We start from the raw sequence: 18,051 nt of genomic DNA on the forward strand, positions 1-18,051 counted from the left end.
GCATCATGACCGAATGGACCGATAAAGAGCCCATTGTCTCGATCCGGGACGTGCATAAATATTTTGGCGATCTTCAAGTTCTCAAGGGAGTCTCGCTTGATGTCATGAAGGGCGAGGTGGTCTGCGTCATCGGCCCGTCCGGATCAGGCAAATCCACATTGATCCGCTGCGTCAACGCCCTGAACGACATTCAGGGCGGCACCATAACCGTACGCGGAATCGACCTTACCGATCCACATCTCGACAAGCTGGAGCTTCGCAAGCGGGTCGGCATGGTGTTTCAGCAATATAACCTGTTTCCCCACAAGACCGCGCTTGAGAACATCATGATGGCACCGATGCTGGTGCTGAAAGAAAACGAGGACGAGGTTCGCCAGCGGGCGCGCGATCTGATGCGCAAGGTCCGCCTGGAAGGCAAGGAAGATGCCTATCCCGGTGAATTGTCGGGGGGCCAGCAACAGCGTGTCGCCATCGCCCGGTCACTGGCGATGAGCCCCGATGTGATGCTGTTCGACGAGGTGACAGCGGCGCTGGACCCGGAAACCGTGAAAGAAGTTCTGGTCACCATCAAGGAACTGGCACAGGACGGCATGACCTGTATTCTGGTCACGCATGAAATGGGCTTTGCGCGAGAGGTGGCGGACCACATCTATTTCACCGATCACGGCGTGATTGTCGAACATGGCCCACCAAGCACCTTTTTCAGCAAGGCCAAGGACCCACGCACAAAGGAATTCCTCAGCCAGATCCTGTAGGCCAAAACCGGATCGCGGCCGGTCTGCGGTCAGCCAATGACCGGCAACACTGCCGGGGCCCGGCGGGTCAGCAATTCAGCACCGCCGGCGCGCACCACGATATTTTCCTCATGCACCATCATCAGCCCGTCCCCGTAGGACAGGGACGGCTCGATGGTCAGGACCATGTTTTCGGAAAGCTCCGTGCTGTCGAACATGGCATGTGACGGCTGTTCGGTGAGCTGCATGCCAAGCCCGTGGCCAAGCCGCCCCACGCCGCCGCCGCTTTCATCCATCTCGGCGATCACCTCCGACATGGCGACAAACAGATCGCGGCAGCTATTGCCGGGCCGGGCCGCCGCGATGCCGGCCTCGGTCGCACGCCACAGCACATCATATGCCCGCCTTGCGGTATCATCAGCGCGGCCGATGGCCCAGTTCCGGTCAAAGTCACAATAATAGCCGTCCCAACTGCATCCCGTATCAAGCATCAGCACATCACCGGGCCGCAGCGGGCGTGACGATGGCGGGGAAATCACATCCGCATAACCACCCTGATCGGCACCGCCGACAAGATAGGGCGCATCATCGGCCCCAAGACCGATGGCGGTACGGCGAAATTCGCGGAACACTGAATCAAGGGGCAGACCTTCGCTGACAAATTGTGGTACCGCGTCAAACGCCGCCGAACCAATGGCACAGATATGGCGAAGTTTTGCGATCTCGGCGTCGCTTTTCACCATCCGCATTCCCTGAACAAGCGCCGTTACATCGGCAATCTTCATCCCCGGCAGCGCCGCCACAAGCCGCTCCCAGTCGGCAAGCGGCATCCGAAGATGCGTTTCATGGCCCTTCATGATCCCAAGCACCGCACCGTCGCGCGCCAATGGTGACAGCAATTCGACAAGCAGACTGACACCGTCATCAGTCGGGGCCGGCGCGCTCCATGTCCGGATATCGTCAAGCCAGCCACGCTTCATCAATGGCGCGCCAATTTCAGGAATGACCGCAACCGGCTTGCCGGTTGGCGGCACAAAAACAAACCAGGGCCGGGTCGGGCTTTGCCAGAACAGGGTGTTGAACCCGGTAAAATACCGGACTTCCGGTTCGCTCATCAGCAACAGCCCGGCGATGCCATCTGCAGCCATCAGGGCCTGTGCGCGGGCTGTGCGCGCCGCGAATTCTGCAACGTCAAAGCCGCGCTCGGGGGGATTCGGGAGGATGGCAGAGGTCATATCGTCATATCCTTGCAGCCGCCCCCTGGTATGCGGGGTGGCACCAGATAGTGGAATGTCGGGCCCGATTGATCAAGCCGGCTGATCGTGACAGACGGGAATGGTCCCGGCATCAGGCAGGGTCTGGCCGCGTGCCATATTTGCTGGCAAGTGCCAGACAGTCGGACCATGACATCATTGCATCCGTGGTCCCGATATGCCGCATCGACGCTGCCGCCGCGGCATGCGCAAGCGCCATAACACGGTCCAGCGCCCATCCTTCATGAAGAGCATATAGTGCCCCTGCCGCAAAGGCGTCTCCTGCCCCGTTCGATCCTGCGATCTGATCGGCAGGGATGTTCACCGACGGCGTGATCAGTTGCTGCCCCTGCCTTGTCACGGCAATGGCAGCCGCAGGAAAATGCACGATGACAACTTCCATAATGCCACCGGCAAGCACCTTCACAGCGTCGGCAAGGCAGGAATCGATATCCGTGTCCTGGCCAAGCGTGACTGGCCGTCCGGCAAGGGCGGCAATCTCGAATTCATTCACAATCAGATAGTCCAGATGCGCAAGGCAGGGCGTGACAATTTCATGCAGCCTTGCCGCCGGCAGCGAACACATCTCGAAATTTGTCTTCAGACCAGCCGCCCTGGCAGCCTTCAGCACAGCGACCCAGCCATTGGCATCATCCTTCCATGCCGCGTCCATCTGTGCATGAAGACCCGGCAGGCCAAGATGAAGAATGCGCGCCCTGCAATCTTCAAACGAGAACTGGTCCGGGGTCAGTTCACCGCTTGTGCCAGCGTGATAGAGATGTGTCCTGCGGCCAGTGTCCCCGGCGGTGAAAGCGTCGGTGAATGTCGTCCGTCTGCCTGGCATCATGACAAGCCCGCCGCAATCCAGACCCGCCGCCCCGGCCTGGTCCACAAGCACCCTGCCATCCGCGTCGTCGCCAAGAACACCGATTGTCGCCACCGGTATGGCCGGGTCCAGCCGTCTGATATCCAGAGCCAGATTACATGCCGACCCGCCACCCCTGATTTCTTCTGCAAGGATGATCACAAGATCTTCCTCGGCAGGCCATCTTTCAACAAGCTTGTTATGGTCGGCGCACCAGGTACCGCCAGTAATGAAACCGCACCTGTCGCCGGCGGCGGTCATTCTGCCTCGGCGACAAGAACCGGGTCGGTGACCAGCAGGTCCTCGTCAAGCGACCGTGTCGGCTGGATCTGTCGATCATCAAGCGCCTGATGATAGGCCTTGACCGCCTCTGCCGTACCGATGTCACCCTCGACAACCGCCCGCATCAATCGCACGATTTCGACCGAATCCTCGGCAAGATGAATCTTCCGGCCAAACAGCGCAACCCGGCCCCCAAACCGTTCCGTCTGCGCTACCAGCTCGAATGTATCGCGGGTTGTCCCGGCCGCACCGCCAAGCACGCCGACAATCAGATTGCCAGGATCATAGGATGCCAGCTCGGCCATGGCGCGTGCGCCATTATACTGCATCTTCAGGAACAGGGGGCGTTCGTCTCCGCCAACACCGGCAAGACAGCGCACAATGGCATCATTGATGAAGTCGCCAAGCTCGGCCCCACCAAGATCGATGGCAAAGGCGGGATTGAACACCTCGAGGAAATGCGCCATGCCGACCTGCGCCGCCTGTTCGCGAAACGTGCGATAGGCATCGAGTGTCGCCACATCCCGTTCGCGGTCATTATAGAATGTCACCGCATATAGACCGAGAGCCGCGAATTGACGTGCCCTGTCCAGCTGCGCGGTGCGAAACGGGATGGAGGGGCCATAGCGATAGGTGGCACCGCGAAACCCCCATATATCGGTTGCGTCGTTCAGCCTGATGGCAGGCGTCACGTCCGACGCGGCGAATGCCTTGCCGGCATCAAGAAGCTCGGCCGATGACAGCGAGGTCAGCATGATGTCAACCAACCCGGTGCCCATCATCCGGATCATCGCTTCGCGATAATCGACAGCTGTCGTCTGTCGCATGGTGCCATCACTGCCGGTTGTCACGCCAAGGGCACCGATACCGCCGCCCATGTCAGCGTCCTTGGCGTCGGCGATGATGAAATCAGCAGCTTTATAGTCGCCGGATCGAATGCGTGACAGCTTTCCATTCAGTCGTTCACAGATTTCAGCCGTCATCACCACATTCTCCTTTCAGAAGGTCACCGCATCAAATCCGGCTCCCTTCGGTAAGTTTGGCATCAGCGCGACCTGATATTTTCAATTCGCTGCATCATTCCTTCTGTTTCTGAGTTGGTCAGCAACCCCATGCGTATATCTATGGTCCAGGTCCGGCCTCCATCAAGCTCGACCACCTGACCTTTCGCCTTTTCGGCGGTATAGCCCTCAACCTCCGAGGTTGAAGGAAAAGCAATGCCGAGTCCATCCTGATCAGGCGTTCGGCAGACCCATCGTGAGCATATAGGCGCCTGCGCAGGATAGAATCCGATATAGTCGGCTGTGCCATCGGGGCGTTTTTGAATGGCATGGGCCATACCGTCATCATCAGCCATCATATCGATGGTGAAGACCACTTCGGGGTCAAAAGCCTGGTCAGCCGATAGAATGTGATGGCGTACCGGATCCTCTGCCAGCGCGGCAATGAAGGCCATGTAGTCCGGCTTTGGCGAGATATGCGCCGGGATGGACCGGCGCACCCGCACCGAGGCCTGATCGTAATGTGCCGTATAATGCAGTTCACCATCATCAACCGGCCGGAAATTGGCATGGGCCAGATACATCAGATCCATCGGTGTCTTCTTTTGGTTTTCCACCGACAGTGACACGTCGAGAAGCGCCGAGCCGGCCGTCATGCCGATGCTTGCCGTTGCCAGATAATTGGTACTGAACGCAACAGTATGGCGATAGGTGCCGCCGATGGTGATGCGTTGCTGCTGCTGGTCAAGTTCGATCCAGGCTGTCTGGAACGGGGCATTGGGAAGCTCGCCATGAAGAGGATGCGTGTCCTCCGGCCCCGGCGCGCCGAGCCCGGCCAGCCCGCAATGGATCATGAACGCGCCATAGGTTTCAAGATAGACATTCGTGTCGACAGGTTCGTCGAACATCGATTTCATGGTCAGATCGCGGCCATCGAACATCGCCCGCCAGATCTGCTGCCCCTTGAACGGCAGCACTATGATCTCGCCGCGCGCGTTGCGGACCCGAAGCGCCTCGATGCCACTGTCATATCTGAAGGTGGAAATCCGGAATTCGCCCATTTCGCAGAATGGACGTTCCCTGGCATCAAAACTGGATCGATGGAGATCAATCCGGGCTGACATCACTGCCTCCAGTCGCGTTAGCGGATCCGTTCACCATTCGTCTCGTCAAAGACATACAGATTCTCGGGCGGCAGGATCACCCCGACCTCGTCGCCCTGCTTGCCGTCAAAATCCTTATGCGCTTTGACAACAATCTGATCAGATCCCCAATTCACCGTGACAAGCGTATGGTCGCCAATCAGTTCGGTTGTGTAGATCTGGCCCTTCAGCGTGCCCTTGGACGGCGCGGCAACGCTGCAGTCCTCTGGCCTGACACCGGCGATCGCCTGTGGCACCTGTCCCTTGACCCTGGTTTTCACCGTCGCGCCGTTGGTCAAGAACTTGTCGCCCTCCAGCGTGCCATGAATGACGTTCATCGCCGGCGAGCCGATGAATTGCGCAACGAAAAGATTGGCCGGGTCATTATAGATCTCTGCCGGGCTGGCCAGCTGTTGCAACACGCCCTTTTCCAGCACCGCCACCCGGTGCGCCAGCGTCATCGCCTCGATCTGGTCATGTGTTACATAGATCGTGGTGATGCCTAGCGTACCCTGCATATGTTTGAGTTCGGCGCGCATGTGGCCACGCAGCTTGGCATCGAGATTCGACAATGGCTCGTCCATCAGAAAGACAGATGGCCGGCGGATAATCGCCCGTGCCAGCGCCACACGCTGTCTCTGGCCGCCTGACAGTTCCCGTGGATAGCGGTCAAGAAGAGGTTCGAGCTGTACCTGTCTGGCGGCATCGAGGATGGCGGCATCCATTGTCGCCTTGCCAAGCTTCTTTACCTTCAGCGGGAAGCCGATATTCTCCGCCACCGTCTTGTGTGGATAGAGGGCATATGACTGGAACACCATCGAGATATCCCGGTATTTGGGCAGCATCTCCGTGACATCGTGATCACCGATATAGACACGCCCGGCGGACGGCGTTTCCAGACCCGACAGGATCCGCAGCGCCGTTGTCTTGCCAGACCCGGATGCACCAAGAAGGACCAGAAATTCGCCAGGCTCAACCTCGAGATTGAACTCCTCGAGAACCTTTACATTGCCAAAGCTTTTCTGCACCGCATCAAATTTGACCGAGGCCCTTGCGCCACCTGAAGTCATGTCCTACCCCTTCACCGCGCCAAGCAGCACGCCTTTTGAAATAAACCGCGTCAGCAACACCGACATGATGATCACCGGAATGATCATCACCACGGTGACAGCGCACATCTCCCACCACAGGACGCCTTTCTCGCCGGTATTCTTGGCCGCAACCATGATTGGCATGGTCTGGACCTTGACCGTCGACAGGAAGACCGCGAACAGATATTCGTTCCAGTTCAGAACAAGGATCAGCAGCGTCGTTGCGGCAAGTCCCGGGCGCGTCAACGGCATCACGATTTCCCAGAAAATGCCGAACCTTGTTGCCCCATCCAGCTGCGCCGACTCTTCAAGTTCCATCGGCAGATTGGCAAAGAAATCATGCATCAGCCATACGACAATCGGCAAATTCGCCACCGCGTAAAGAAGGATCAGCGCAATATGCGTGTCCAGCAGCTGAACTGCCTGGAACATTACATACAGTGGCACCACCACCACGATGGGTGGCAGGATCCGCTGCGATATCATCCAGAACAGGATGTCGCCATTGCCAAGTGACATCTTGAAATGGCGGCCGATCGAACGCGCCAGGAAGAAAAACAGCGCCAGCGCCACAGCCGAGGACATCCACCACGGCACGCCGGCATAGGTGGTTGTCAGAATGACACCGACGATCAGCAGCACGAAGATCATGATGTTACCGAATTTCGGGCGGTACTGGATCCGCGCCAGCGCATAGGCCGCCATCGAGCCAACCGCCACACAGAAAACCGTCGAGGCAATGCTGATGACAATCGAGTTCGTGAAGGCAAGATAGATCTTGCAGATCTGTGGTTCCATCGGCTGGATCGAGATCACCGGCGACAGCAGGAAAGCCACACTGTTATGCCCCAGAAGATAGATCTGGCGCGCGATGGCACCCATGTCGCAATAGGGATCGGCGGTGAAATTAATCCGCCACGCATCGAGAGTCGGCTGAAAATCCAGAAACGGCAGGTAGGTGGGGCCTTGATTGACCGCCGCCGCATCCTTGAAAGAGGTGATGATCACCCAGTAGATGGGAAACAGCACAAACAGCGACCAGATGACAAGAAAGCTGTAGACAACCACCCTTGCCACCGGCGCCATCTTGCCGACGGCCGGAGGTTCGAACATCCTCTCGAACAGGCTGCGGTTCCGCAGATCGAATTTGGTGTTGGCGGTCTTCATGCCCGTGTCTTTCGTATCTGTCCAAGGACCACGTAATTGAAGAATGACGCACAGACCACAACCGTCAGGATCAGAAGCAGATAGGCAATCGCCGCGGACGATCCCATATCATTGGCGCGCCAGACATAAACCGAATGGAGCGTCATCGACTCGGTCGAGGATCCCGGGCCACCACCGGTCATGATGTTCGGCAGATCCATGATCTTGAAAGCCTCGATGGCGCGGATCAGAAGCACGGTCACCGCCACAGGCACGACCTGCGGCCAGGTCACCTCGCGGAAAATGTGGAAACTTGATGCACCATCAACCTGCGCCGCCTCGACATGGTCGCGTGGCACATTTTCCAGCGCCGCCAGCATGCAGATGAAAATGAAGGGGATCCACTGCCATGAATCACAGACCATCATTACAAACCGCGCCGACCATGGGCTGGCCGACCACACCCAGTCCTGCAACCCCAGCAGACCAAGAATGGGTTCAAACGGCCCCTTGGTCACATCGGCAATCATCCTCATCGCAAAGCCGACACCAAGCGGTGTGACCATCAGGGGAATGAAGAACAGGACACGGAAGAAATTCCGGCCACTGATCGGTTGCGAACAGAGAAACGCCAGCCCCGTGCCAATCACAAACTGCACGAAACAGCCAACAAGAACATAGAACAATGTCGTATAGAGAGTGCCGATCGAATTGCCGGACAGCAGAGATGCACAGAGAATCCAGGCAAGGAAAATGGCCATCGCGGCGGAGATGGAGCGGCCAAGCATCCGCACCCATGTTGCCGTCTTCCAGGATTTGTAGAGCCACCACAGAACAGCTGCGGTGATGGCGACGAACACGATCATGCCAAAGATGCTGACAGGTTCGGTCCGGCCAAGGAAATGCACTTCGCTGCTGCCGAAAAACTGCTTTTCGAAATTACGCAGCCCGACATAGCGGAATTTCAGGCCGTCGCCGGTAAAGCGCACGCGGCTGAGTGCGAACACCATCGAATAGATGGTCGGAAAAATAGCAAAAATCAGAATGAGGCTGACCGCCGGTGCGATGAAGAAGGTGCCGGCATGGCGATCAACCCATTCGCGCCAGCGGTCGCCTGTCGAAGCGCCAGCCGGGGTAAACCCCGGCTGGGCCGTGTTAAGTGTTTCGGACATGGATCGCTGGATCAGCTGCCAAGCGCGAGCGCCTGGGCCGCGATTTGCTCATCACGACCGAAATCCTCGGTGACCTCTTCCCAGCCTTCTTCGATGTTTTCCAAGGCTTCATCGACCGTGATCTCGCCGGCAAGATAGCGGGCAAGTTCGGTGTCGAGGACAACAGAGGTGTATTTCTGTGCGCCCGGGATCTTCATGTCGGATGCCATGTTGAGGCTGTTCAGCGCACCGTTGATGGCACCGATATAGTTCTCGGCAAGTGCCTTTGGCATACCGGCCTTGACGAACAGATCGGGGCTGGCCAGCTGTGACAGGCGATACGGGTTGTAACCCGTCGCACCGATTGTCACGTCAACACTCGATTGCGCCGACTGGTTCATGTAGGACAGGAACGCATAGGCAGCATCCTTGGTCTTCTGGTCGGCCTTCTTGTTGACAGCGCCGGCCCAGCCACCGAAAGCGGCAAAAGGTGCATAGTTGATGCCGTCGACCGAATGCGGTGCATTCGCCTTGGTCACCGGAACCAGCTTGCCTGTCGCACGGTCCAGAACCTCACGCGAACCAAGACCGGAGATTGCATAGAGCTTGCCCTTGATGGCGGTTGCATCATCGTCAAGCTGCAGCGGCCCTGGATCACCCCATTCCACCAGCAGGCCACAACGGCCAGCCTTGAACAGCGCGCGGGTATCGCCGATGTCCAGGTTCAGCTCTTCAGGTGGGCCGTACTTGCCGGTTTCCTTATAGAGCTCAAACGCCTTTTTCCAGCCGTCATTGTTCACGATCGGCTTCATTGTTTTGTTGTCGAAGTGGAAGCCCTGACCGGTACCCTGTGTCTGCACGATCGGTGCGGCAAAGGTCTGGATCGCGAAATAGGACTGTGCGTTCCGCTTCTTGAAGATGCAGGAACCGAAGTCACCCTCGCCGTCGCCATTCATGTCCTTGCCATGAATCTTCGAGGCCACCTCAAGATAGTCTTCCCACGTCTTTGGCGGCTGCTGTCCGGCAGCGTCAAGGACGTCCTTGCGGTAATAGACCATCTGGAAATCGCCATCGACCATCAGAAGCTTGGTCTTGCCGCCGACCTTCTGGCCAAACTCGCGGAAGTAGGGCGCCACGTCGTCGAGGTCGATCTTGCTGTCCTTGGCAATATAGGGATCGAGATCTTCCAGCAGCCCGGCAGCGTCAAGTTCAACGCCCCAGCCAGCCGCGAACACCCCGACATCAATCGAGTTTGTTCCGGTCGACCAGTCACTCTGGATCTTCGGGAAAATCTCGGCATAAGGCACTTCGGTGACAACAATCTTTGCGCCGGTAGCTTCCTGGAACTCAACCCCACGCTCGACAAGGCGGCCCGCAATCACATAACCGGGGCGAGTCAGGATGTTGACGGTCACGCCGTCAAACTCACCCGCCGTTGCAACAGGTGCCGCACCAACCAGCGCCAACGCACCGGCGGTTAGGCCCAACAAACTCTTGCGAATTCGCATCTTTATTTCCTCCCATAAAAGATGAGACATTTTTGTGCGTCACCTCGTGAATGGATGACTTGGCGTCTCATAAGATACAAACGGTAGTGGAAAATTTCCGCCTTGGCCATAGCGACAGTGAAAGAATCTCAACCGATGCATACCGCAAAAACCGAGCGCCACATATCTGGCAGAATGCCTGACCGAATGCCTGACTGAACGACTGGCCGAATGACTTGATTGTCAGCTGGCAAGCGGGTAGCTATCGACTCAGGGCCGTCTCTGGCAGGGCCATCATTGCAGGGGTAATTGCACCGTGACATCACAGCCGGACAGGCAGCTGAAGATTGGCATTCTTGGATGTGGCGCCATTGCCCAGGCCGGCCATTTTGAAAGCGTGACAAAGGCCAGAAACACCCGGCTCCATGCTATCTGCGATGTTGCCGAAGATCTGTTGCACCGCTTTTCGGTAGCCTATAGCGCGGCCAAGACCTTCACCAGCTACGACCGGATGCTGGCCGATCCCGAGCTTGATGCGGTGATCATCGCCACCGCCGATGCCTTTCATGTGCCGGCGGCGCGCGCCGCGCTGGCGGCAGGCAAACATGTGCTGTGCGAAAAGCCGCTGGGGGTCACGCTGGAAGAGGTCGAGGAGCTGCGCACGGAAGTCCACCGGTCCGGATGCAAGCTGCAGGTTGGACATATGAAGCGCTTTGATCCCGGGATCGAGAGCGCGCGACATTTCATCGATGATGAAATGGGGCAGATGCTTGCCTTCAAGGGATGGTATTGCGATTCGACCCACCGCTATGCGATGACCGACGCTGTCCAGCCCCTGATTGTCCGAAGCGCCAGATCGCAAAAGCCGGCCCGCGATCCGAAACAGGATCTTCAGCAATATTACATGCTTGCCCATGGATGCCATCTTGTCGACACGGCCAGATTCCTGTGTGGCGATATTATCGAAGTGCAGGCCCGCCACCTGCAGCGTTTCGGGGCCTATAGCTGGTTTGTCGATGTGGGTTTTGCCAATGGCGCGCTTGGGCATCTGGATCTGACGGTGGCCGTTCGCATGGACTGGCATGAAGGTTTCCAGCTGTATGGCGAGCATGGAAGCGTGGTCGCAAAGATTTTCAACCCATGGCTGTTCCGGTCAAGCGAAGTTGATATCTTCCGCGAGTCGACCGGCGGCTCGTCGCGGATACTTGGCGCTGACGGGCATTTCTTCAGACGCCAGCTGGAAAGTTTTGCCGACGCCATTTTGAATGACACACCAATTGCCGGTGCAGATGTCGATGACGGGGTGGCCTCGGTCAGAGCCATGCTTGCCATTGCCCAGTCGGCCAGAACCGGACAGCCCGTCAAGCTTGCCGATGTGACGGGTGCCATCTGATGGGCGGGATGTGATGAAGGTCGGCGTCTTCGCAAAGACCTTTCCGGGCGATGATCCTGACACCGTCCTTGCCGCCTGCCGAAATGCCGGTTTCATATCCACACAATATAATATGGCCTGTTCCGGCCTCGACCCTCTGCCGGAGATGATCCCCATCGATACGGCCAGACAGGTTGCCGGTGCGGCGGCGCGCGCCGAGATCCATATGGCCGCCATTTCCGCAACCTACAACATGACCGATCCGGACCCGGACCGGCGACAGACCGGCAGACGGGCCTTTACGGCCATCGCCGAACGCACCGCGGATATGGGCGCGTCAATGGTCACAGTATGCAGCGGCAGCATGGACCCGGACGACAAATGGCGCCGCCACCCCGCCAATGATGATCCGCAAAGCTGGTTGGAAATGTGCCGCGAATTCGAAATCATCTGCGATATTGCCGAGCGCCATGACATCCTGATCGGGGTTGAACCGGAACAGGCCAATATCGTCAGTTCGGCAGTGAAGGCAAAGCGGCTGCTTGATGAATTTTCCGGTGGACGGCTGCGAATCATCCTCGACCCGGCCAATATCCTTGAGGATGTGGCACCGGCCCACCGCCGGCAGACAATCGACCGGGCGCTTGATCTTCTTGGCCCCGCCATCGCGCTTGCCCATGCCAAGGACCGGCATGAGGACGCATCGGTGGCACCTGCGGGGTCGGGGATTGTTGACTGGCCACATTTCCTTGCCGGCCTGGCAGCCGTCGGGTTTGCCGGTCCGCTGATCGCGCATGGCATATCCGCCGCGGATGCGCCCGCCGTGGCACGTTTCCTGACTGACCAGATCGCGAGGCTGTAACCCCATGCAGCGCGGTGTCTTCACAATCGGCGATCTTCGCCTGTCGACAGCCAGCAGCGGCACCGGACGTCCCTGTGTATTCCTGCATGGGCTGTGCGGCGCGGCGGGCCAGCCAGCCGACCTGTTCCCTGTCGATTCCGGCTGGCGCTGCCTGACCCCTGAATGCCGCGGTCATGGCGAGTCCGACTATGGCGATACCACCGGCCTGTCGATCCACCAGTTCGCTGCCGATATCGCCAGCTTCGCCGCCAGCCTTGACGGTCCACCGCCTGTTATTGGCGGCATTTCAATGGGTGCCGCCATTGCCCTGCGGCTGGCGGTGATATCACCGGACATGTGGAGCGGCCTGATCCTGGCCAGGCCGGCATGGGTGGCGGAACCGGCCCCTGCAACGCTGGCTGCGCACCGGCAGATTGCCGACTATCTTGCCGTTCATGACAGTGACGAGGCCAGGCGACGCTTCGAGGAGTCGGCGCTGGCAAGAACAATCGGCGAGGAATCACCGGACAATCTGACATCTCTTCTCGGATTTTTTGAGCGGCAACCCATCGCCGGGACACAGGCGCTTCTTGCCGCCATTGGCAATGACGGGCCGGGTGTCGACAGGGATGACATCGCGGCGCTGGACATGCCGACACTTGTCATCGGCACAAAGCGTGACATTGTTCATCCAATGACCATGGCGCATGAGCTTGCCAGCCTGATCCCGGCATCACGGCTTGTCGAGGTCACCTCGAAATCCGAGAGTCCGGATGCCTACCGGACAGAATTCCGCCATGCCTTGCACATGTTCCTGAAGGAGATCTGATTGTGAATACAGCTGCATGGACCGCCGACCACTTGCCCGCGGACCGTCTTCTTGCCGAATTTTCGGTCTGGTCCGCAGACCTTGTGCGAATCGCCGATGATGTCGCGCGGGTCGATCCGTTTGTCGATATCTATCATGCCGATGTTTCGGATGGGCATTTTTCCCCGGCTTTGCTGCTGTTTCCCGACCTGATCGCCCAGATCCGGCCACTGACGACAAAGCCGATCCATGTTCATCTGATGGTGGCGGATAGCGGGCTGATGGCGCAGATCGACCAGTTCGCAGAAGCCGGTGCCGATATCATCTCGATTCACGCCGAGAACGGGAATGTTGTATCCGGCCTGGCCGCCATCCGGTCGCATGGCTGCGCCGCAGGTGTGGTGCTGCAGCTTCACACGCCGGTGACATCGGTCGCCCCGCTGCTTGATAATCTGCAGATGCTGACGCTGCTGGGTACAAAAATGGGAATCAAGGGCGTTGGTCTCGACCCGCAGGCCGAACGACGGATGACCGAGGCCCGGGCGATGATTGATAGCCGGTCCGGCGACAACCGGATCCTGCTTGCCGCCGATGGCGGGATCAGAGAGACCACGGTTCCCGGCCTGCGACGGTCCGGGGCCGACACCATTGTCATGGGATCGCTTGCCTTTGGCGCCGATGATCTGGCACAGCGGATCGCCTGGGTTCACGGGCTGCAAGGGTCTGGATGAAATGAACACCGGACCGGCCATTGCCGTCGACCTTGGCGGCACACAGCTTCGCGTGGCACTTGTCGCGGGCAACCGTCTTCTGGACCGGGTTGCGCTGCCTACCGACACGGCGCTTGGCCCAGCCGGCATATGTGACCAGATCGTCGATTTGATCGAACGGGTGACCGGACGGCCCGGCACAGATCGGACGGGGATGGAGATTGCCGGGGAGATTGCCGGCATTGGCATGTGCTGCGCCGGTCCGATCAATACCGAAACCGGCACTGTCACAGATATCCCGACGCTGCCGGGATGGGAGGGGTTTGCCCTTGCCGCCACCCTGTCGCAACGTACGGGTCTGCGGGTCCGGGTGGAAAATGACGGCATCGCGGCGGCGCTTGGTGAATGGCGACATGGCGCCGGCCAGGGTGCGCGCAACATGGTGTATCTGACCGTCAGCACCGGCATTGGCGGCGGCGCTGTCGTCGATGGCAGGCTCCTTCGCGGCCATAAGGGCATTTCCGGCCATATCGGTCATATGCGACTGGCACAGAACGGACCGCGCTGTCATTGCGGGGTGGTGGGCTGTTTCGAGGCACTTGCCTCCGGCACCGCCCTGAAACAGCGCGCGCTTGACGCCGTCTCGTCAGCGGCATCCCCCTATCTTGCCAGCATCGCAGCCGGCACAGACATCGATGCCAGAGATGTGGTGGCGGGCGCTCGTGCGGGCGATCCGCATTGCCTGCAACTGGTTGCCGACGAGGCGATGTATCTTGGCCAGGGCATCACCTCGGCGATCCATATGTTCAGTCCGGAGCGGGTGATCATGGGTGGCGGACTGGCCCATGCCTTCGACCTTCTGGAACCGGGCATTCATGACGTCATCCGGCGTGACGCGCTGGTCCCGTTCCGTCAGGTTCGCGTCATGCCGGCGGCACTTGGCGATGATTCGGGGCTGCTGGGGGCCGCCGCCCTGATCCTGGAGCCGCAAGACAGCTGACCGGCTTCCTAAGGCAGCGCCGATGAATGGTGGTTTTGTATTTTCGGGGGCTGTGTGTATTCTCGGAGATCCTGGAATCAGGTTCGTGATTGGGGGAAGAGTGATGGAAGAATCCAGATTTGGCCGGGAGGATTCCCGTGGCCATTGGGCACCGGACCGACGCATCAGCTATGGGCCTGCCTTTGCCTGGCCTCCCCAGCCCAAGGCATTGCTGAAATGGTTCTTCGGGTTTCCCGGCTATCTGCTTCCCTGGAACATTCCCTATGCGTTGCTGGCTGTCGGGATCTGGCTGTATCTGACACCGCCACTGGAACATTTCCAGACGCTGTCCCTGTCATGGGTGGCGGTGGTCCTGATCCGCAATCTGGCGCTGGCGGTACTCGTCTATGGCGCCTGGCATCTGTGGCTCTATGTCTGGCGCAAACAGGGAACGACATTCAAATACAACCGCAAATGGCCAAGCCAGAATGCCGAGAAGTTCACCTTCAACAACCAGACCTATGACAACATGTTCTGGACGCTGGCAAGCGGCGTGCCGATCTGGACAGCCTATGAAGTGCTGATGCTGTGGGCCTATGCCAATGGATATGCCACGATGATCAGCCCGGTGGAAAATCCGATCGGCTTCATCGCGCTGTTCTTTGTTGTGCCCTTTGTTCATGAGGTTGGATTCTATTTTGCCCATCGCTCACTTCACTGGCCGCCACTGTATCGGATCGCGCACCAGCTTCACCATCGCAATGTCAATCCCGGTCCCTGGTCGGGGCTGTCGATGCATCCGATCGAACATGTGATCTATTTTTCATCCCTGCTGATCTTCTTTGTCATTCCGGCGCATCCGATCCACATGATCAATCTGGCGTCGCGGCTGGGGGTTGCCCCGGCACAGGGCCATACCGGTTTCGACCAGCTGGTGGTTGGTGACGAGACAGTGATGGACACCTCCTACTATGCGCATTACCTGCATCATCGTCATTATGAAGTGAATTATGCCGATGGCATGGTACCGCTGGATAAATGGTTCGGCTCGTTTCATGACGGCTCGCCGGAGGCCGACGAAGCCATGCGCGCGCGCCGACGTCGGCGCGGCGTCTAGGCAGGCACCAGCTTCCAGCAGACACATAAGATCTTTGATTCCTGTCGTGAAAGGACAGCACAGATGGAAAAACGCCGGGTCGGACAAACCGAATTGATGATTGACACACTTGGCCTTGGCGGCGCCCCGCTAGGCGGGAATTTCGTCGATCTTGGCTATGGCCAGGCGGCCGAACTCATTCAGGCTGCCAAGGATGCCGGGATCGGCTTTTTCGACACCGCGCCCTGGTACGGCTTCGGGCGTTCGGAGCGGGTGATGGGCGATCTGCTTCGCCATACGGACTATATCCTGTCCGACAAGGTCGGGCGGCTGTTGCGCCCCGGACCGGTTGCCAACCCGTCGGAATTCGGCATGGTCGACCCGCTGCCTTTCCACGTGATCTATGATTATGGCTATGACGCCATCATGCGCGCCTTTGAAGACAGCCTGCAGCGCCTTGGTCTTGACCGGATCGACATTCTGCTGGCGCATGATATCGGCACCTTCACCCATGGCGATGACAATGCCCGCCATTTCAAGGACCTGACCGACGGCGGGTATCGGGCAATGGACGAGCTTCGCCGCGCCGGCCATGTCAAGGCAATCGGTCTTGGTGTCAATGAGAATGAAGTCTGCATGGATGCGCTTGGCATCGGTGACTGGGATGTGTTCCTTCTTGCCGGGCGCTATACGCTTCTTGAACAGACGCCGATGCAGGATCTGTTTCCGGCCTGCCGTGCCGCCGGCACCTCTATCATCTGTGGCGGTCCATTCAATTCCGGTGTTCTTGTCGGAAGGGAGATGTGGAACTACGCGGCCGCCCCCGCTGCGGTGGTCGACCGGGTCCGGGCGCTTGGCGCGGTGGCCGATGAATTTTCAGTGCCGCTGGCCGCGGCGGCACTGCAGTTTCCGCTTGCCAATGACATCATCACCTCGGTGATCCCCGGACCACGCAACGCTGCCGAGTTGCAGCAGATCCTCGACTGGTTCAACCTGCCGATTCCGGCTGATTTCTGGGCAACACTGAAATCACGGGATCTGCTTGCGGACGACATCCCGGTGCCTGCCGCCTAGGATCGGGCGACGGTTCTGCTTTGCAGGTCGTGAAATTCTTCGATAACGGACGATACCGCCTCGATATGCGGCAGGTGGCCGACCGCCTCGATCACGCGCAAGCCCGGCATCGGCTGTTCCGGCGGTGCGGCGATTTCGTCAGCAGCGCCCCACAGCGTCATGTGGGGAATGGCAGGCGGATATGACGGTGCTGATGCCGATGTCAAAGCCCCGGCAATCTGCCGCAGCGCCTGCCGTCGCCCATCGGATCGCAGCGTTTCGACAAAGGCGTCTGCCATCCGCCTTGTCATCAGGGTCTTGCGTGTCACAAGCCGCCGCATGAAGGTCAGCGCGGCCTCGCCATCCTCCAGTTCGGACAGGCTTTGGATGAAATCACCGTCTGGCTGGCCTGCCACACCTGCAGGCGCCAGCAGCAGCAGCCCCGCAACATCAAGGCTGGCACTGGCGGCAAGATGAAGCGCCAGCGTCCCGCCAAGCGAGTGGCCGATAATCAGCGGCGTTGTCAGCCTGTCTGTGATCGCGACCTCAATCGCGGCGGCAAGCGCCTGCGGGGTGCCGTCACCGGCCTCATTCCCGGCACTGCCATGGCCGGCATATTCAACTGCCCAGAGTGTGGCGGTCTCGCAGATCTGCGGGGCCACGGCAAGCCATGACATGCGGTCGGCCCCAAAACCGTGGATCAGAAGGACATCAGGCCCATGACCGCCGATCCGGTGCAGAACAACATCGATCATTCAATCACGCCGAGAACGGCACCAACTTCCGTCAGTTCACCCTCGCCGATGCGGATTTCGGCAAGCGTGCCATCACATGGTGCCTCGATCTCGAGTGCGGCCTTGGTTGTCGAAATCACCACCACGACCTCACCGCTTGAAACATCATCGCCAACGCCGGCAACCCATTCCGTGACCTCTGCCTCGGTGACCTCGTTGCCAAGCTGCGGTACCAGAATCTCAGTTGCCATTAGCTTAGTTCCCTCTTCCTGTATTGATCATTTCTCGTTGGTATCATTCGCTGCA

General features: G+C 58.9%; 18 protein-coding genes. 8 read left to right on the top strand and 10 right to left on the bottom strand.

Annotated elements, in window-relative coordinates:
* The first annotated feature begins 5 nt into the window (after positions 1-5).
* Positions 6-755 carry an amino acid ABC transporter ATP-binding protein gene (locus AB3X55_06035; protein ID MEX0503140.1) on the top strand — a complete coding sequence of 250 codons (750 nt, stop codon included), beginning with the start codon at positions 6-8 and terminating at the stop codon, positions 753-755.
* 29 nt (positions 756-784) lie between these two features.
* On the opposite strand, the gene AB3X55_06040 is transcribed toward AB3X55_06035, so the two are convergent.
* From AB3X55_06040 to AB3X55_06075, 8 genes are all read right to left on the bottom strand, one after another.
* Positions 785-1,969, bottom strand: a complete 1,185-nt coding sequence (locus AB3X55_06040) for a M24 family metallopeptidase (protein MEX0503141.1) — start codon at positions 1,967-1,969, stop codon at positions 785-787.
* A gap of 112 nt (positions 1,970-2,081) precedes the next feature.
* The gene (locus AB3X55_06045) at positions 2,082-3,113 is read right to left on the bottom strand and encodes a carbohydrate kinase family protein (protein MEX0503142.1); all 1,032 of its coding nucleotides are present in this window, start codon (positions 3,111-3,113) and stop codon (positions 2,082-2,084) included.
* A complete protein-coding gene (locus AB3X55_06050; GenBank protein MEX0503143.1) occupies positions 3,110-4,117 on the bottom strand; it encodes a hypothetical protein in 1,008 nt (335 codons plus the stop codon). Before AB3X55_06050 ends, AB3X55_06045 begins: the two co-directional genes overlap by 4 nt.
* Before the next feature lie 62 nt (positions 4,118-4,179).
* Positions 4,180-5,259 carry a DUF4432 family protein gene (locus AB3X55_06055; protein ID MEX0503144.1) on the bottom strand — a complete coding sequence of 360 codons (1,080 nt, stop codon included), beginning with the start codon at positions 5,257-5,259 and terminating at the stop codon, positions 4,180-4,182.
* A 17-nt stretch (positions 5,260-5,276) separates the two neighbouring features.
* On the bottom strand, positions 5,277-6,347 hold the full coding sequence (locus tag AB3X55_06060; GenBank protein MEX0503145.1) for an ABC transporter ATP-binding protein: 1,071 nt from the start codon (positions 6,345-6,347) through the stop codon (positions 5,277-5,279).
* 3 nt (positions 6,348-6,350) lie between these two features.
* On the bottom strand, positions 6,351-7,535 hold the full coding sequence (locus AB3X55_06065) for a carbohydrate ABC transporter permease (GenBank protein MEX0503146.1): 1,185 nt from the start codon (positions 7,533-7,535) through the stop codon (positions 6,351-6,353).
* On the bottom strand, positions 7,532-8,686 hold the full coding sequence (locus tag AB3X55_06070) for a carbohydrate ABC transporter permease (GenBank protein ID MEX0503147.1): 1,155 nt from the start codon (positions 8,684-8,686) through the stop codon (positions 7,532-7,534). The genes AB3X55_06065 and AB3X55_06070 overlap by 4 nt, the downstream gene beginning before the upstream one ends.
* An 11-nt stretch (positions 8,687-8,697) precedes the next feature.
* Positions 8,698-10,173, bottom strand: a complete 1,476-nt coding sequence (locus AB3X55_06075) for an ABC transporter substrate-binding protein (protein ID MEX0503148.1) — start codon at positions 10,171-10,173, stop codon at positions 8,698-8,700.
* Positions 10,174-10,468: 295 nt separating this feature from the next.
* Between AB3X55_06075 and AB3X55_06080 the strand changes: the two genes are divergently transcribed.
* The 7 genes from AB3X55_06080 (at position 10,469) to AB3X55_06110 (ending at position 17,032) form a co-directional block, all read left to right on the top strand.
* Positions 10,469-11,545 (top strand): Gfo/Idh/MocA family protein, encoded by a 1,077-nt coding sequence (locus tag AB3X55_06080; protein ID MEX0503149.1) that lies wholly within the window; start codon positions 10,469-10,471, stop codon positions 11,543-11,545.
* A 13-nt stretch (positions 11,546-11,558) separates the two neighbouring features.
* Positions 11,559-12,386, top strand: a complete 828-nt coding sequence (locus AB3X55_06085) for a sugar phosphate isomerase/epimerase family protein (protein ID MEX0503150.1) — start codon at positions 11,559-11,561, stop codon at positions 12,384-12,386.
* Positions 12,387-12,390: 4 nt separating this feature from the next.
* Positions 12,391-13,194: an alpha/beta fold hydrolase gene (locus AB3X55_06090; GenBank protein ID MEX0503151.1), complete on the top strand. Its 804-nt coding sequence runs from the start codon at positions 12,391-12,393 to the stop codon at positions 13,192-13,194.
* A complete protein-coding gene (locus tag AB3X55_06095; GenBank protein MEX0503152.1) occupies positions 13,191-13,904 on the top strand; it encodes a ribulose-phosphate 3-epimerase in 714 nt (237 codons plus the stop codon). The genes AB3X55_06090 and AB3X55_06095 overlap by 4 nt, the downstream gene beginning before the upstream one ends.
* A gap of 1 nt (position 13,905) precedes the next feature.
* Positions 13,906-14,883, top strand: coding sequence for an ROK family protein (locus tag AB3X55_06100; protein ID MEX0503153.1), 978 nt, complete (start codon positions 13,906-13,908; stop codon positions 14,881-14,883).
* 103 nt (positions 14,884-14,986) lie between these two features.
* A complete protein-coding gene (locus AB3X55_06105) occupies positions 14,987-15,979 on the top strand; it encodes a sterol desaturase family protein (protein ID MEX0503154.1) in 993 nt (330 codons plus the stop codon).
* A 63-nt stretch (positions 15,980-16,042) separates the two neighbouring features.
* Positions 16,043-17,032, top strand: coding sequence for an aldo/keto reductase (locus AB3X55_06110; GenBank protein MEX0503155.1), 990 nt, complete (start codon positions 16,043-16,045; stop codon positions 17,030-17,032).
* On the opposite strand, the gene AB3X55_06115 is transcribed toward AB3X55_06110, so the two are convergent.
* Together AB3X55_06115 and AB3X55_06120 are read right to left on the bottom strand one after the other, a co-directional pair.
* Positions 17,029-17,766, bottom strand: coding sequence for an alpha/beta fold hydrolase (locus AB3X55_06115; protein MEX0503156.1), 738 nt, complete (start codon positions 17,764-17,766; stop codon positions 17,029-17,031). The genes AB3X55_06110 and AB3X55_06115 overlap by 4 nt on opposite strands.
* Positions 17,763-17,996, bottom strand: a complete 234-nt coding sequence (locus tag AB3X55_06120; GenBank protein ID MEX0503157.1) for a biotin/lipoyl-containing protein — start codon at positions 17,994-17,996, stop codon at positions 17,763-17,765. Before AB3X55_06120 ends, AB3X55_06115 begins: the two co-directional genes overlap by 4 nt.
* Positions 17,997-18,051 lie beyond the last annotated feature (55 nt).

It is taken from the genome of Alphaproteobacteria bacterium LSUCC0719 (genome assembly GCA_040839025.1).
Taxonomy (GTDB): domain Bacteria; phylum Pseudomonadota; class Alphaproteobacteria; order Puniceispirillales; family Puniceispirillaceae; genus UBA8309.